The organism is Flavonifractor plautii ATCC 29863, from assembly GCF_000239295.1.
GTDB classification, from domain to species: domain Bacteria; phylum Bacillota; class Clostridia; order Oscillospirales; family Oscillospiraceae; genus Flavonifractor; species Flavonifractor plautii.
Window position 1 is genome coordinate 1 of sequence record NZ_JH417621.1, and the last position, 16,314, is coordinate 16,314.

The window sequence follows — 16,314 nt, forward strand, 5'->3', positions numbered from 1 at the left end:
GGGGATTGCCGCGGCCGAAGGGATGGGACAGGTCGACAAGAATGGTCTTACTCATGATAATAACTCCTTTCAAAATGGCAGAAATGAGGATGGAGCCTGATCAGGTAAACATAGCGTTGGGGATAAAGGTGGATAGTCCTGGAATAAAGATAAACAGCAGTGTAATGACGATCATAACCGCCAGATAGGGCATGGAGCCCTTGAATATGCCCATGACGTCCACATCCTTGGGCGCCACCGCCTTGACCGAGTAAACGCACAGGCCCACAGGCGGTGTCAGTCCGCCCATATGAAGGGCGAGAATTGCCACCAGGTCAAACTGCATGGGGTCAATCCCGAGCGCCACGGCGGCGGGGTAGAACACGGGGATGGTCAGGGCGATGCTGGAGTAGGCATCCAGGAAGCAGCCCAGAATCAGGAACACGACTACCGCTGCCACCATGAAAACGATGGGGCTCAGGTGGGCCTGGGTGACCAGGTTGGTCAGCGCCTGGGCCAGACCGGACACGGTCATGAACTTGGCAAACATGCCGGAGCAGGCCAGGATCAGAAACAGCATGGTCATGTTCTCCACCGTGTCCATGATGGAGCGCCAGATCTTCCGGAAGGGGGTGCGCTTGATGAGGCCCATGAGGAAGAACACCAGACAGCCGATCGCGCCGGCTTCCGCGGAGCTGCAGATGCCGAAGAAGATGCCGCCGATGATCACCACGGCCACAATTGCGATGGGGATCAGGTTCTTCAGGGAAACCAGCTTTTCCTTCCAGGTGAAGCGCTGCTCCACCCGTGGGAACAGGGAGGGCTTGACGATGGCCGCGATCACGGTAAACAGAGAGAAGCCGATCGCCAGTGCCAGACCGGGGGCGATGGCGGCCATGAGCAGGCGGCCGATAGAGTCGCCCGACAGGGCGCCGAAAATGACTATCAGGATACTGGGCGGGATAAACTGGCCGATGTTGCCGGAGGCAGCGATCAAGCCATAGGTCAGATTGGTATTGTAGCCGTACCGGCGCATCTCCGGCGCAGCGATCTTTGCGAACACGGAGCCGGTGACCAGCGCGGAGCCGTTCAGCGTGCCGAAGGCGGTGCATCCCAGCGTGGTAGCCACGCCCAGGCCGCCGGGAATGCGGCCCAGCCACTTGGCCAGCGTGTCGTAGCACTCTGTACTGATTCCGATTCCGGTTGCCAGCATGCCCATCAAAATAAACAGCGGGATGACTGCATAATCAAAGGTTGCAATTCCGCTGTAGGCCTGAATGCCGACCATGGCCACCGCCTTGGGCAGGTTCAGGCAGGCGACCAGCCCGAAAAAGCCCACGGTTCCCAGCGCCACCGCAATGTGTACTCCCATCAGGACCAGCACGATCAGGGTGACCATGCCGACCAGGGCCAAAATGATTCCGCCTTCCATTTAGCCGTCACCATCCTTTTCCGCGTTCTGCGTCCCTTCCACACCAAACGCGCCCAGCTCATCCTCGGAGGGGAGCTCGGATTTGATCAGGATGGGGTCCACCTGGTTTGGCCTGGCGATTCCGACGGCGCAGTATACCGTCATGAACGCACCCTGAATGGCCAGCAGCAGCCAGCCCAGGAAACAGCCGAACTTTCCGATGAATACATACACCGTCACGGCGGCCACCGACTTCTCTTTGATCAGCCAGGAGGCCCAGAACTGGTCCCAGGACGCTTTGATCATGACAACAAACAGGATTGTGGCCAGCAGGTAGATGAAAAAGCTGAAGATGTGCTTGATCCGGCCGTGCAGCCTGTCGTACACGGCGCCAAGCTGCATGTGCTGTCCCTTCAGCAAAGTGTAGCCCATGCCGGCATAGGCCACCCAGGCCATCAGCATGGTAACGATCTCTGTCGTCCCCTGGATCGGCGAATTGAACGCATAGCGCATGAACACATCGCAGCAGATGAGCACCATGTTAAACAGCATCACCCCGGCGGAGACCCAGCCGAAGAGCTTCATCAAGAGCTCAGGCTTTTCATAAAACGCGGATAGTTTCATTGACTTTGACATGCCGTTCCTCCTTTATCTGTCCTCTCTGCCGACTCCCGCACGCACAGGAGCCGGCGGTACAGGGGCTTACTGTATATAGGGAGTGGTATCAAAGTGCCACTCATAACCCAGCTCTTCCCCGGCCTGCAGGTAGGCGGACATAATGCCAGCGCCGTCATAGCCAAGGGCTGTGACCTCATCAATCCAGGTCTGGAGGGTGTCCTGATAGCCGAGGGCTGTCTCAGCCCACTCGGCCTTGGCTTCGTCGGAAAGGGTGGAAATCGTAACGCCGTTGTCGAGCATCTCCTGTTCCCAGCCGTCCATCTCGCTCTGCTGCCAGTCCTGGAACTCGGCCATGGCCTCGTCGGCGCACTCCTGGAAGAGCTGCTGGGTCTTCTCGTCCAAACTCTCCCACATGTCCTTGTTGAAGCAGAGCACATTGTTATTGCGCGCGCCCAGGCCGACCTGAAGGCAGTAGTCTTCCACCTCATAGAGCTTGTAGTTGCAGTAGATGCTGTCATAGACGAAGGAGCCGGAGGCAACACCGGTCTTGATGGTCTGGTATAGATCGGCCGCCGCAGCGTTGACAGGGACAGCGCCGATGGATTGGAACCAGGGGATGTAGTACACGCCGCCCAAAGTGATTTTTTTCCCCTTTAGCTGTGCGAGTTCTTCAATAGGCCCCTTGGAATAGAGTTTGTAGGGCTCATTGCCCTTCCAGCCCAGACATACCACGTTGTTTTTTTCGTACTCCTCATAAAACTCAGGGTACGCCTCGGACACTTTATACATTAATTTTGCAGCCAGGACGGGGTCATCAGGGGCAAAGGGCACGCAGTAGGTGATCTGCGACAAAGGCAGGTTGCTGGGCGTATAAAGGGTGCACACCGTACCCAGGTCGGCAATTCCGGAGCTGAGCGTATTCAGGTTGTCGGTGGCTTTGCCCAGCAGATTGTCGTAAAAGACCTTGAATGTAATGGCGCCGCCGGAGCGCTCAGTAACCAGATTGGTGAAGATCTCAATTTCGTGGGCCGATGTCTTGTCGTGGGAGTCGATGGCGGCCACAATAAACTCCCGTTTGGGGTAGCCGGACTCCGTGATCTCTCCCGTGGACGGGTTGTCCGCATTTCCACAGGCGGTCAGCGAGAGTCCCAGAAGCATCGCACCTAATACAGCGCAGGCAATTTTCTTTTTCATGAAACAGATATCCCTCCCATTTCAAATTTCATGTCAGCCGGTGCGGCCATCAGTTCACGCCGTATTTGCAAACACGGTCAGGGACGTTTCGATTGATGTGCTCCTCATCCGTAATGGCGGCCATACGAATCATCGTGCCATCCCCCATATACCAGCGCAGCGGGAAGGCCGCAATGGTAAAGCGCTGGCCCGGTTACTTTTTCAATATCACCTCCTGCATTCTCCACTCCCATCACGTTGTTGCCCAGCAGAATGATGTGCACCGGTTCCCACTCTGGAAAATCCTCAATTGGCGGATGGCCGAACGGTTCGGTGTACTCCTTCTCCTCGGTATTGATTGAGCCAATGCCAAATAGAACCGCTTGACATCCTATTTCTATAGCAACCCGCGTGCCAAGCAGCAAAAAAGCGGGCTGCTCCTTTTTCTGCTTACGGCTCCAAGGGATCGGCGGTTTGCTTCCCGGGGCGGGACATTTGTGGGATATCAGCATATTGTTGCGGAACTGCGCATCTGTGTTGCGCACCTGAAACAATTGCACTTTTGACAATATTCGTAATTATGGTACAATAATAGGGACGAAAAAGCGACGTTTTCCGTGGAGGTGCTTCAATGGACAGACATATACGGCTTGACACGATCGCAGAAAAGTTAGAGGCGCTCTGCCGGCAGGACGGGCCGGTATCCGGGCAGGCCGCCCAGGTACTGTCTGAAGCAGTGGATGAACTGCATGCATTTCAGAGGGAAAATCTGGACTTCCATGAGATTGTGGAGCATGTGGACCACAGCATTTTCGTCACCGACGGGGAAGGCAATGTGCTGTATGTCAACCCTGCTTACAGTCAGAACACCAACGTCCAGCCGGAGGATGTTTTGGGCCGAAACGTATTCGATATCGTGCAGGAGGGCAGAATCTTCACCGGGGGTGCCAGTTGCGATGTCATTCAGAACCGGAAGCGAGTCTTTCGGCTCTCCACAACCTATAAGACAGACCCGCCCTTGATGGGCTATACCGTCGGCGTTCCCGTCTTTAACAGGGATGGCTCCCTATCCAAGGTGGTGGTCAGCAGCCGTCCCCTGTCCACCCTGAAGCTGCTGCAGGGCGATTTTGAGCAGTTCCTCCACAATCTTGAGGAAATCAGGAAGCGGGAGCCTGTGTCCTCCGTCAATGAAAACAGCAGCACCCTGGAGGCCCGCCCCATGATTGGGCACTCCAAGGCGCTGAATGGTATCTGGGAGAAAATCCGGCATGTAGCGGCTTCCGATGCCACCGTGCTTATTACCGGCGAGTCCGGTGTAGGCAAGGAGGTGGTCGCAGACGAGGTATACCGCCACAGTCTGCGCAACAACCGCCCCTACATTAAAGTAAATTGCGCCGCGATCCCCGCCAGCCTGCTGGAGTCAGAGCTGTTCGGCTATGATAAGGGCGCCTTCTCCGGCGCCAGCGCCGGCGGTAAGGCCGGCCTCTTTGAACTGGCGGACGGCGGCACCCTGCTGCTGGATGAGATCGGCGACCTCCCCCTGGATCTCCAGGCCAAGCTGCTGCGCGCCATCCAGAACCGGGAGATCACCCGGGTTGGCAGTACCAAGGCAAGGCGTCTGGACATCCGTTTTCTCTCCCTGACCAACAGCAACCTGCGGGAAAAGGTCGCCGCAGGGACCTTCCGCAGCGACCTTTTCTACCGGCTCAACGTTATTCCCATCCAGATCCCCCCGCTAAGAGCGCGCCCAGAGGATATTCCCGAACTGGTGGAACACTTCTTGGAAATCTACCGCAGGAAATATCAGCGGTCCATCACGCTCACGCCCAAGTCAATGGACATTCTCACACGCTATCGCTGGCCCGGCAATGTGCGGGAGCTGGAAAACGCATTGGAGTATCTGGCGCTGTGCTGTCCCGAGGGCGATGTGGTACAGGAGAGCGTTGTTCTGGATCTGCTGCGGCAGGACACTGTAGACGAGGCGTTGCAGCCGGTATCTACCCTGGGAGATGCCGTTTCACATTATGAAAAAACCTTGATTGAGCAGGCGCTTCGAAACACCAACAGCATGCGGTCGGCCGCCGAAGCTCTGGGCGTGAATGTCTCCACCATCTCCCGCAAAATTAAGCAGTATAATATTCATCTGCCCTAAAGTTCCCTCTGTTCCGCTCCGGCACAGAGCTTCAGTTCGTACACTTTACCAGATTGATCGCCGTGCTATAAAAGGGAAACCCGCCAGAATCCGTAGTTTCTGGCGGGTTTATCGTTTGGTGAATCGGTCGCTGCTCCCTTGGTTATGAAACACAGTTGACGGCCGCGGCCCTAATTTCAATGGCTTTCAGTTTGATTCGTACCGCCGCAGGCCGATTCAGCGCATCAAGGAGCAGCGGAACGATACAAGAGCCCGTTAATCACATTGCGCATTTTTCTTCAGTAATCGGCTCTTCCCCACGCGGTACTTCACAGCCGGATACAAGGCCCCGTTCAGCGGAACCAAATTTCTCGGCTATAATCGGTTAAATACTCTGCGCCATGGGCCGTTACAAGGATTGTATCCGTCAGCCGGGGCCCGCCGATATTGGGGACATAGATGCTGGGCAGGAGCAAGTCAACCACCATGTTTTTTTCAATGGGGACCGCGCTTCCCTTTGCGATGATGGGATAGAACTCTGACTGCCGGATACCCACACCGTAGCCAATGTGTTCCATCACCCAGTGTTCCCCGTATCCGGCTTTCTCCACACAGTCGGCAGCAGCCTGATAGAGCGCTCCGCAGGTCACGCCGGGGCGCAGTCTGGCGACTGCGGTTTCCTGAGCCCTCCGGAGCACCCGGTAGATCTCCACACATGCCTCCGGCGGCGTACCCAGAAAGACCGTACGGCACATTTTTGCGGTGTAGCCCTCCACCGACGCTCCCAAATGAATCACCACCGGTGCGTTATCCTCCAGCAACGCAGCGCCGGCATAGGGATGCTTCTGCATCTGTCGGCTATGGGTCAGCACCTGCATCCGGAAAGGGGAGCCCTGACTTCCAGCTTTCCCCATTGCATACTCCGCCTCAACCAACACATCCCGTTCCGAAATCCCCGCTCTGACAACTGATAGTGCCGCATCCATTCCGGCCTTCAATGCCTTGGATGCCGCACGGATGCGCCAAATCTCCTCCGGGCACTTGATGCTGCGCAGTTGGTAGCAGACCGCCGCAATATCCTCCACCTTCATCTGCGGCACGGCCTCCCGGAGGCACTGGTAGTCCTTCAGGCTGATAAAATAGCGTGTAAATCCCACACGGGGCCGCTCCAATCCCAGCTTGTGGAGCCATTTAGCCGCCATGGTGCTTTGAGTGTCCGCCGGAAATAGGTAGCCTGTCACCTTTAAGCCGCTCACCCGGCGCATATGCTCCGCCTCCATCCAGAGACAAAACAGCTCCGCCGTCCCGTTTGAGGGAACGCAAAGCACTCCTCCTTCCAGATCCGAAATCCCCGCGAAGTAGATCAGATTTTCCCGGTCATAGATCAGGGCAGCGTCCAGTCCACGCTCCCTCAGCTTATCCTGAAGCGCTGCAATACGGCAGGGAATATACTGTTTCATATGGCGTTTTCCTCCTCAAAGTGCCGTTACCGCCGGATGTTTCTGTAGAGCAACTGGTGGTGTCCGCATGCTGTCCCTTCTCCAGTATACCTATAGATAGATATACCTGAGGCTCAACCGGCCTGTTCAACCACCGCCGAATCCGTCTTAAAGTCTTTCCGGTCACATATTGCAGAGACAACCACGCCCGCCACCAGTGCCCAGAAAGCTGAACCAATCCCCAAAAATGAGAGGCCAGAGGCGCCAACGCATAGCGCAAAGAAAGCTCCCGTTTTGTATTTCAAGGTGCCGAATCCCTCATTGAATGCCTGAATCAGTACATTAAGCATGGCCAGACCTGCCAGCACGTTAACCAGTTCAGAGGGAATAAAAGATACAAATGCAATTGTAAAAGAACCCACCAGCCCAAACGCTGCGAATGTGACGCCATTCCAAAAAGAAGCTGCATAGCGTCCCTCCTTGGGCCCAGCCTCCTCCGATGCGCAGATAGCGGTCATAGGCCCTGCAATATTTGCATTGTGCGCACCCACTAGGCCGGAAATGATACCGCCGATACCAGATGCTACTGTCATTGCATTGGCCGGTACATTGTAGCCTTGGGCCTTTAAAACGCCCATTGCCTGCGCGTTTTCTGCTCCAACTACCAAGGCTGCAAGCGGCAGGGAGCATGAGAGAATCAAATTGGGGTTAAACTGCGGAACAACAAGCATAGGGGGAGTATATACCAGTTCTCCTACCTCACCGGCAAAGGAGTTTGTGGCAATCGCCGCAATGACCCCTACCACGAGAGCCGCCAAGACTCCAGGGAACCCTTTGATTATGCGTGGTACCAACAAAAATGCCAACACCGCCAACCCGCATACGATGGGCAAGGTATTTATACCCGTTACGATTTGTGTACCAAACTTGAGCATGCATCCGCCAATCATTCCCATAACGATTGGCAGCGGAAGCCAGCGCATCACTTTTCCTATTAAGCCCGTCACGCCTAAAAGCAACACAATCACGCCAGCGATGACAAATGCGCCAGCCGCCTCCTGAAAACTATAGCCTGCCAGTGCTGTCCCCATCAATGTGGCACCTGGTATGGAAAATGCTCCGGATATGGGCATCTTATAGTAGAGCGACATAATTGCCCCCAATAATCCGCCGAAAACATATATTCCAAAAATCCAGGACACAGTCTCTGCCGTGGTAAAGCCAGCCGCCTCGGAGGCCGCAATCGTCACGAGACAAGGACCTGTGCAGCCAAAAATAGTAGAAATAATCGCGCTGGAAAGGGTCGACCCGTTGGTATATTTGAGCAAGTCCTTTGCTCCCGCTCTAAATCCGCATCCCTTTTCAAACAGTCGGAAACCGCTCTTTTTTTCAGTAGTGTCTGCACCCATGCTGTTTTCCCTCTTTTCTTCTCTTCAATATCCAGTACGGTCCAGCGGCCATAAGGCACATATGCCACCGTAGCGTTGGGGCCGTACCTCTCCAGCAGGCGGTAAATACCTTTTGGAGATCTACTGATCCATGGGCTGCCAAGCCCATATCATGGGCAATTTTCAGATCACAGTTACAGGGAATGTGCTCTCAGCACACTACAACGTAACACACTTTGTACCAGGCCGGGACTCTGGAGCGGCAGGATGACACCCAACTGTTCTGCACCTTTAAAAGGTGCCTGGACAGTTGCCGTTATAACCCTCATTCCTACAGCAGAGTACCATGTCCTTTCCATGTTCCGAGTTGTCTGCTTACTCATTTTTGAGCCAGACTCTTAAGAATGGAGACATCCACGCCCCGCTGGCGGAACCACTTGGGCATGAGAATTTCGTCCACCTCTTTGCTGACCTCCGGCGCCTTTGTGATGAGAAGATCCGCCAGGGATTCTGAGCAGTTCAGCCCGCCCATGGCACCGTCAAAAATGATCACCTTGTCCGTGCCTGTCGTCTTATAGGCGAAGTCCATGGCGCTCTCCGTAGTCTTGGCTACCACCGCGTGTGACATATACTCGATGTTCATAGGCTCCATGTCGAACAGGTCAGCCTGCTCCTGCCCCACCACCACCGTGGGAATGTGGTCGGAGAAAAAGGCGGAGGGGTATCCGGTCCACGCGTAGTTGTGCACGCACATCTTGATGGCCGGGTTCAGCGGCGGGATATCGTTCAGGATCGGCTTGCCGTTTCTCTTGTAAAAGGCCTCAGTGTACCAGGTATAGGGCGGCAGGGGGGTGCCCTCCATGTCGTAGAGATCCTGGTTGGCCCCAGTGAAGTTGGCGTAGATGACGCCGGCGGAGAACACGTATGGTACCGGGCAGGGGAAGTCCAGTACGGCGATGCACTCGTCAATCTTGCCGAATAGGGTCATCACCTTTCCATAAAGCTGGCAGCCAACAAAGGTGGCCCGGTCGTTGACGGCATAGAGGTCGTTATCCGCATCTACACCGATGACGCCATGGGGACCCACGTTCAGGAAGGACGCAAAGGCAAATTTGCTCTGGACAAAGGGACTCTCAAAGATGGCCCGGGCGGTGAAGTTGGCGGCCCGGGGGCCCAGGTTCTGATGGTAAGTGGAGCGGGTCTCGATGCGGGCATAGGACATGCCGAAGGGCTTGACCGCTTTATCCACCTGCCGGTGGAAGTGGACCTCCCGCACATCGGTGTGGTGGCAGTGGACAATCCAGTCGGCGTCGTAGACAGCCTTGATACCGTAGAGGGTACCCACCTCCGTCTCGATAGGGATGCCCTCATCAATAGGGGCCACGCCCTTGGTCTTGCCGGGGCCGAAGTACTCGTCCAGCTGATAGCGCCTGATATACTCCTCCGTCTCCCGGAAGCGCATACCCACGCCGGCCCGCAGGCGCACGTCCTTACAGCCGGTCTTTTCGATGATGGCATCCCGGGTGGCCTTGATCAGGATGGCGTAGGGCTGGCCGCCCAGCAGGGTGAAGCCGTGGTGAGAAGCCAGGATGTTGACCGACTGGCCGGGCTTGATGAAGCTCATGTCCACCTTCCGCAGCTCCTCCATGGCCACCTGGTAAAGCTTGTCCAGTGCATCCTGCCCGCCCGGATAGATCACCGGGGGCAGCTCTGGAAACAGCTCGGCCAACCGGAGGGAACACATGCCGGGCAGTTCGGCCACGCGCCTTTTCACCAGGGATGGATCAATACCATACTGGGAGGGTTTAGCGGCAATGGGCATAATGGGGGCGTGCTTCAAATTCTCGTTGCACATGGGATTACCTCCTCTCCTAAATCTCCTGATTGGTGGCGGCCACCTGGTCCAGCAACTTCCGGTCCTCGTCAAAATAGAAGCCTCGGCTGGCATATTTCTGCTTGACCTTCTCCGGCATGGTCCAGGCGGTGACCGTCTCTCCATACCATTGCCAGCCGTCCGGGTTGGGTTTGGGCTGGATGCCGGCGGCCTCCAGCAGACGTAGAATGGGCTGGATGCACTCGATGGTACAACCGGTACGGATTCCGGTGCGGGACGAGATTTCCTCCGGCGTGTCCGCTCCATCCAGAATGGCAGCGGCCACTTCCTCCGCCCGGACGCCGACGCAATAGCACAAAACCTGCTGTGGATGGAAGTGGGCCTTTTCACACAGGGCGAGGATCTTCGCCCCATCAAACCGGCTCACATCCACACCAACCGTAAAGGGCTCTTCCCGCTTGACCATGGTAATCGCATGGAATGGGCATCGGTCCGCACAGTTGGCACACCCCCGGCAGTCGGGTTCCTCCACCGCCGCCTTCCGATGGGTGACATGAATGGCATAGACGGGACAGACTTTTTCGCAGACCCGGCATCCACGGCAGATGTCGGGATCCACATGCGCCATGATGGTTACCCGCTTCATATGCTGGTCTCTCCTTTTTCAATTCGATTTTGCCACTGTCCTTTCGACAGATTCAGCACTCTGTTTTCGCCAGAGAGAGGGCATGGGCCACGTCGATAATCATGTCCTCCTGGCCACCTACCATGCCGCGTCTGCCCAGCTCCACCAAAATGTCCCGGGGATTCAGGTGAAATTTTTCTGCGGCACGGTAGGTATGCAGCAGAAAGCTGGAATACACGCCCGCATAGCCCAGCATGAGCGGCGCGCTCTTGATGATCTGCGGCCGCTGCATGATAGGCTCCACCACGTTTTCTGCCAGATCCATATAGCTGTAGAAGTCCAGGCCGGTCGAGTAGCCCAGCCGCTGGAATACCCCGGCCACCACCTCTGCCTGGGCATTCCCGGCGCCCGCGCCAAGCCCCCGGCAGGTTACATCAATGTAATCCGCGCCGCACTCCGCCGCAGTCAGCGCGTTGGCCACCGCCAGCCCCAGATTGTTGTGGGCATGGAAGCCCACAGGGATGGACAGCTTCTCCACCAGCAGAGAAATCCTTGCCCGCACATCATCCGGGGTCATATAGCCTGCGGAATCGGCAATGTTGACGTACTCAGCGCCTGCGTCCACAAAAATCTGTGCCTGTTCCAGTATCTTTTCCGGAGGCGCCATATGGGCCATCATCAAAAAGCCTACCGGCATCATGCCGAGCTCGCGGGCGGCCTTCAGATGTTGGATGGCAATGTCCGCTTCGGTCACATGGGTAGCCACACGCACGACCTGTGCCCCATTGGCCCTGGCCTCCTTCAGATCCTCAATGGTCCCCACGCCTGGCAGCAGCAAAACGCCCAGCCTGGCGCGCCTGACCACCTGGCTGGCCGCCCGGATCAGCTCCATCTCCGGCGTGGCGGAAAATCCGTAATTGATGGAGGAGCCGGCCAGGCCATCTCCGTGGGAGAGTTCGATGATGTCCACTCCCACCTTGTCCAACCCGGAGGCAATGGCGGTCACCTGCTCCACCGTGTAGCTGTGGCTCACAGCGTGGCTGCCGTCCCGCAGGGTAGTATCCACAATATGTATTTTTCTGTTCTTGTCCAGACTCATGGCTTACTTGCCCTCCTTCCGCATCCTGGCGGCCACCTTTTCCGCGGCGGCCACCGCGGCAGCGTTGATGATATCGAGGTTTCCGGAGTATTTGGGCAGAAAATCTCCAGCCCCCTCCACCTGCACAATCACCGTCACCTTATTGCCATCTACAATGGGCGGTACGCGCAGAGAATAGCCGGGCACATAGGCCTGTACCTCCCTGACGATCTGGTTGACCGACTCCACAATGGCCCTTTCGTCCGGGTTTTTCACAATGGAGTAGATCGTGTTGGACATCATCAGGGGCGGCTCCGCCGGGTTCAGGACGATAATGGCCTTGGAGCGGTCTGCTCCGCCCACCACATGGAGGGCTTTCGAGGTGGTCTGGGTAAACTCGTCGATATTGGCCCGTGTGCCAGGGCCGGCGCTTTTGGAGGAGATACAGGCTACAATCTCCGTATACTCAGAGTCCGCCGCCCGATTGATGGCGTAAGCGATGGGAATCGTGGCCTGGCCTCCGCACGTGACCATGTTGTAGTTGTCCGTATTCAGCTCCTGCAAATGGTCCAGGTTAACACAGGGCACCACAAAGGGGCCTACCGCCGCAGGGGTCATATCAAACACAATTTTGCCCGCCTCTCTGAGGATGGGTGCGTGCTTCATATGTGCAGCGGCTCCCGTAGCGTCAAAGACAATCCCGATTTCCGGGTCCCTCGCCACTGCCTCAACGCCTTCGATGGAGGTCTGAAACCCCAGGCCCGCAGCCCGCCGGATTCCCTCCGACTCCACGATGCCCGTCATGGTCTTCATCTCCAGGTTCCGGCTGCGCATTACCTTATACATTAGGTCCGTGCCAATATTGCCGGGCCCGATGATCCCAACTTTGACTCTCTCCATGCTGATCTCCTTTTCTGGTTTTCCATCTATTTGTCATACACGCCGCCCGACGGCGTGGAATGGCCCGGTTCATCCACAAAGCGCACAGTGACGCTGCCCATCCCCTGGAAGCTGACCGTAAACACGTCTCCCGCCTTGGCCGGGACCGCCGCAGTCACCGCACCTGCCATGACGATGGAGCCCGCCTTGAGGGAGATGCCGAATTGCCCCAGCTTGTTGGCCAGCCATGCCACAGAGGCCGCTGGGTTGCCCCACACCTCCGCCGTGGTACCCGACGACACCAGCACCCCGTTCTGCTCCAGAGTCATGCCGGTCAGGCGCATGTCCACCGCACCAATAGGCATCATCCGTCCCCCCAGCATAAACCGTGCGGAAGAGCCGTTGTCCGCTATGGTGTCGGGCAGCCTGATCTTCCAGTCCTTAATGCGGGAATCCACAATCTCAATGGAAGGGGTCACCCATTCGGTGGCGTCGTACACATCCGCCACGGTGATCCCGGGCCCCTGGAGGGACTTGCCCAGGCAGAAGGACAGCTCGCCCTCCACCTTGGGCTGGATCAGCCCTGACACCAAGCAGGGCTCCCGCTCCAGCAGCAGCATATTTTCAAACAGGTGGCCGTAATCCGGCTCATGCACATGGAGCAACCGCTGCATTCCCACGCTGGTCAGGCCGATCTTCATGCCCACCACCCGTTCCCCGGCGGCCTCCCGCCGGCGGACATTCTCCAACTGGACGGCATAGGCATCCTCAACCGTCATCTCCGGATGGGTCTGCGTGAGCATGTCAATCTGGTACCGCCCCTGCTCCGCCTCCCACAGCATCTGCGCAGCCTGTTTATGGTCCATATTCTTCATCCTTTCTCCTGTCCACGGTTGTGATGGTGAGGCTGCCCCATCCCTTTCCGCCTCCACTTGTCTGCCAGCGCCGCCGCCAGCCGGTCCGCCAGAGTCTCCTTATCCCAGTTTTCCTCCAGGCCCCGGAGCAGAACCGGAGCTGCGCACATTACCTCGTCGTGAGGCCCGGGCAGCGCTACCATACGGCTGGGGCCCACTACGCCCACACCGATGCGGACGCCATCCTTCACATGCCGGCCGGTTCCCTGCTGAAACTTTACAATATACGGGGTTGCCGCCGTGGGATCCATGCGGCAGACCCCCTCTACCGAGTGGTCCTTGTCCTCCGCCCCTACGCCGCCGGTGGTAACAATCAGGCCAAACCCCCGGGACAATGCGTCATCCAGTTTCTCCACCACATCCTCCACATTATCCTCCATGACCTCCCCCACTGTTACGTAATAGCCCCGCTCTTCCAGCTCATGCTTGAGAAACGGGGTGTTGGTGTCCTGAATCATCCCCTGTTTTAGCTCAAATCCAGTGGGAAAAACAATTGCCCGCCTGGACACCTTTTCCTGAATTTCCCGCGTCATATTGGAGACTCTGTCCAATACGGCTTCAGGCTCCTCCACATCCGCACAGATGAGGCCCAGAATCCCGTTGGAGTGAATATAGGATTTATCTGTCAGGCACACCCCGGGCAGGGCGGCCAGCGCCGACAAAATTGCCCGCTCCTTTCCCATAATCCCAGCCTGCGGGACATTCCTTTCCAGCACGTCAAAGGTGATGTGGCGGGGCCGCACATCCACTACCATCACCTTTCCCTTGTCCAGACCAAGCTGCTCCGCCACCGCGTCCGCCATATCGCTCAGATTGGCGTTGGCCAGTGTAATTTCATTGACCCAGAGCTCCGTCTTTTCCAGCAGGTTCAATCCCATGCTTCAACACTCCTCCCTCATCACATCCAGCTTCCAGTCCAGCAGCGGGGCATCTACAATTTCTTTCCCAATGCAGAGGATGTCGGCCCGCTCCGACAGCTCCGGAATATCCGTCAGCTTTACATTGCCGGCAAATGCCACTTTTATGTGTCCCCGACAGCCCATAGCCGCCAGTTCGGACAGGCAGCATTCCAGATCCTCCCGTGCTCCGGTATCCACCATCAGGATATCAGCTCCTCCCCGGACAGCAGCCTGCGTCTCCCAGGCAACCGTGGCGCTCTCTCCCCGGAGCTGCACCACCTTTGTATACTCGTGGAAAGATGCACAGGCGGCCAACGCCTGGGGGATGGAGCCCAACATACGAATATAGTTTTTATCCAGATAGATCATCGGCTGCTCTGCAATCCGGCAGTTGGCTCCACCCGTCAAAATAGCACCGCGTACAAGCTCCTTGATCTGTGGCGGCATCTTTTTCCAGGAACCGGACACAATTTCGGCGCGTCCATCCGCCATCAGGACCGCTGTACGGGCCGCAGTAGCAATCCCGCTTGCCTTCGCCAGGGCGCCGATCATGCGCTCCTCCGCCAGGGCCACCTGCTTGGCCGCCGCAACCAGAGTGCCGATGCGCTCCCCGTGCATCAGTTCCTCTCCATCCGCCTTGCAGAGCTCCAGTTCGATACCCAGCTCATCCGCCTGGGCCTTTGCAGCTTCCGTGCCGGCCAATACGCCGGCGCGCTCTGCGGTCAGAGCTGCCCGGAACCGTCTTCCGTATATGCTCCGAAAAAGATCATCCCGGATATCTCTCATATCCCTCTCCTTTTCGTTATTGCCGAACCATGTTCGTAATGATAGCTATTTTTGAAGGGAACCGTTCGTTCCCTTCAAAATATTCATGCTATTTGTTATTTAATGTACCCGAGGCGCTCCGATGTCTGCTTAGCATAATATAGGACATCCCGAACGGCCTGCTCCCAATCCAGATCCCACATTCTTCCGTATGGAAAGGACATCGAAATCGCCATCTGAGGCTGGCGCTTGTGATTGAAAATCGGAGCTGCGATACAGTGAAGGCCGGGCTCGATCTCTTCATCGTCTACCGCATAACCCCGCTCCCGTACCTGCTCCAGCTCCTTCAGCAGCCCATCTCCTGTCGTAATGGTATGCTCTGTCATCTTTATCAGGGGCCTGGACAGGACATATTTTTCCATATACTCCTCGGGCAGAAAAGCCAAAATCGCTTTGCCTACGCCCGTGCAATACATGGGGGCCCGCTTCCCAATCTGTGAGTAGACAACAACCGAGCTGTTGTTATCCACTTTGTCAATGTAGATGATCTCTCCCTCAGAATGGGTAGCCAGGTGGACCGTGGTTCGGTATTTGTCCGCCAGCAGCTGGCAATAGGGCCGCGCCTCCATGCGGACATCCATGCGGGACTGAACAAGATTTCCCAGCTCAAAAAGCTTGAGACCCAGGCGGTATTTTTTGTTCTCTGTCTGTTCCAAGTATCCAAAAGCCGTCAATGTATTGACCAGTCCGTATGTCGTACTCTTGGATAGATCCATCCGTTCTGCAATTTCAGAGATACCTAGTTCCGTATCATTTGCGAAGCAGGAGATCATTGTAAGGGCACGTGCGACCGATTGTACAATTACGCCTCTCTTTTCTTTCCCTTCCATTGTCTATCACGTCTCTTTCTGCTTCTGATTATAGGTCCACCGCATTTCCTTGTCAACATTTTTCGTTATTACAAAACGATATTTGTTTATATAGAACAATTATCCGCCTGCATTTTTTACCGACCGATAAAAAAAACTGGCTTTCCCGCCCACTGCCCATTGCTGCCCCGACTTTGTATCGCTGAAATACACACTGGTTTCCATCTCTGCCTAACCCGTCGAAATCTTGTGTTCAGGCGCGTGCAATGCCCTGCTCTCTGGCCTCCTGTGCGACGGCGCGGGCCACGGTGT

Annotated in this window: 15 protein-coding genes; 1 reads left to right on the top strand and 14 read right to left on the bottom strand. The window is 56.5% G+C overall.

All coding sequences use genetic code 11. The features are described 5' to 3' along the window. Positions 1 to 100: 100 nt before the first annotated feature. From HMPREF0372_RS00120 to HMPREF0372_RS19510, 4 genes are all read right to left on the bottom strand, one after another. Complete coding sequence (locus tag HMPREF0372_RS00120; RefSeq protein ID WP_007487829.1) at positions 101 to 1,411, bottom strand: TRAP transporter large permease; 1,311 nt, start codon at positions 1,409 to 1,411, stop codon at positions 101 to 103. Next, on the bottom strand, positions 1,412 to 2,026 hold the full coding sequence (locus tag HMPREF0372_RS18610) for a TRAP transporter small permease subunit (protein WP_080567974.1): 615 nt from the start codon (positions 2,024 to 2,026) through the stop codon (positions 1,412 to 1,414). Between the two features lie 66 nt (positions 2,027 to 2,092). Further along, on the bottom strand, positions 2,093 to 3,202 hold the full coding sequence (locus HMPREF0372_RS00130; RefSeq protein WP_007487832.1) for a C4-dicarboxylate TRAP transporter substrate-binding protein: 1,110 nt from the start codon (positions 3,200 to 3,202) through the stop codon (positions 2,093 to 2,095). A gap of 104 nt (positions 3,203 to 3,306) precedes the next feature. Beyond that, positions 3,307 to 3,741, bottom strand: a complete 435-nt coding sequence (locus HMPREF0372_RS19510; protein WP_131971445.1) for a hypothetical protein — start codon at positions 3,739 to 3,741, stop codon at positions 3,307 to 3,309. 71 nt (positions 3,742 to 3,812) lie between these two features. Between HMPREF0372_RS19510 and HMPREF0372_RS00135 the strand changes: the two genes are divergently transcribed. Next, positions 3,813 to 5,333 carry a sigma-54 interaction domain-containing protein gene (locus HMPREF0372_RS00135; RefSeq protein ID WP_007487836.1) on the top strand — a complete coding sequence of 507 codons (1,521 nt, stop codon included), beginning with the start codon at positions 3,813 to 3,815 and terminating at the stop codon, positions 5,331 to 5,333. A gap of 332 nt (positions 5,334 to 5,665) precedes the next feature. On the opposite strand, the gene HMPREF0372_RS00140 is transcribed toward HMPREF0372_RS00135, so the two are convergent. From HMPREF0372_RS00140 to HMPREF0372_RS00185, 10 genes are all read right to left on the bottom strand, one after another. Beyond that, positions 5,666 to 6,772, bottom strand: coding sequence for a M24 family metallopeptidase (locus tag HMPREF0372_RS00140; RefSeq protein WP_007487837.1), 1,107 nt, complete (start codon positions 6,770 to 6,772; stop codon positions 5,666 to 5,668). A 113-nt stretch (positions 6,773 to 6,885) separates the two neighbouring features. Then, positions 6,886 to 8,160 (bottom strand): benzoate/H(+) symporter BenE family transporter, encoded by a 1,275-nt coding sequence (locus HMPREF0372_RS00145; protein WP_007487838.1) that lies wholly within the window; start codon positions 8,158 to 8,160, stop codon positions 6,886 to 6,888. Positions 8,161 to 8,518: 358 nt separating this feature from the next. Next, on the bottom strand, positions 8,519 to 9,994 hold the full coding sequence (locus HMPREF0372_RS00150) for a hypothetical protein (protein WP_007487839.1): 1,476 nt from the start codon (positions 9,992 to 9,994) through the stop codon (positions 8,519 to 8,521). Positions 9,995 to 10,010: 16 nt separating this feature from the next. Then, positions 10,011 to 10,619 (bottom strand): 4Fe-4S dicluster domain-containing protein, encoded by a 609-nt coding sequence (locus HMPREF0372_RS00155; protein WP_039996349.1) that lies wholly within the window; start codon positions 10,617 to 10,619, stop codon positions 10,011 to 10,013. A gap of 52 nt (positions 10,620 to 10,671) precedes the next feature. Further along, positions 10,672 to 11,697: a 4-hydroxy-2-oxovalerate aldolase gene (gene dmpG, locus HMPREF0372_RS00160; RefSeq protein ID WP_007487841.1), complete on the bottom strand. Its 1,026-nt coding sequence runs from the start codon at positions 11,695 to 11,697 to the stop codon at positions 10,672 to 10,674. Between the two features lie 3 nt (positions 11,698 to 11,700). Beyond that, positions 11,701 to 12,576 (bottom strand): acetaldehyde dehydrogenase (acetylating), encoded by an 876-nt coding sequence (locus tag HMPREF0372_RS00165; RefSeq protein WP_007487843.1) that lies wholly within the window; start codon positions 12,574 to 12,576, stop codon positions 11,701 to 11,703. A gap of 26 nt (positions 12,577 to 12,602) precedes the next feature. Further along, positions 12,603 to 13,421: a 2-keto-4-pentenoate hydratase gene (locus HMPREF0372_RS00170; protein ID WP_044939412.1), complete on the bottom strand. Its 819-nt coding sequence runs from the start codon at positions 13,419 to 13,421 to the stop codon at positions 12,603 to 12,605. Positions 13,422 to 13,426: 5 nt separating this feature from the next. Continuing rightward, positions 13,427 to 14,347, bottom strand: a complete 921-nt coding sequence (locus HMPREF0372_RS00175) for a molybdopterin-binding protein (protein ID WP_007487847.1) — start codon at positions 14,345 to 14,347, stop codon at positions 13,427 to 13,429. Between the two features lie 3 nt (positions 14,348 to 14,350). Next, complete coding sequence (locus tag HMPREF0372_RS00180; protein WP_007487849.1) at positions 14,351 to 15,154, bottom strand: beta/alpha barrel domain-containing protein; 804 nt, start codon at positions 15,152 to 15,154, stop codon at positions 14,351 to 14,353. A gap of 95 nt (positions 15,155 to 15,249) precedes the next feature. Then, a complete protein-coding gene (locus HMPREF0372_RS00185) occupies positions 15,250 to 16,023 on the bottom strand; it encodes an IclR family transcriptional regulator (RefSeq protein ID WP_007487850.1) in 774 nt (257 codons plus the stop codon). Positions 16,024 to 16,314 lie beyond the last annotated feature (291 nt).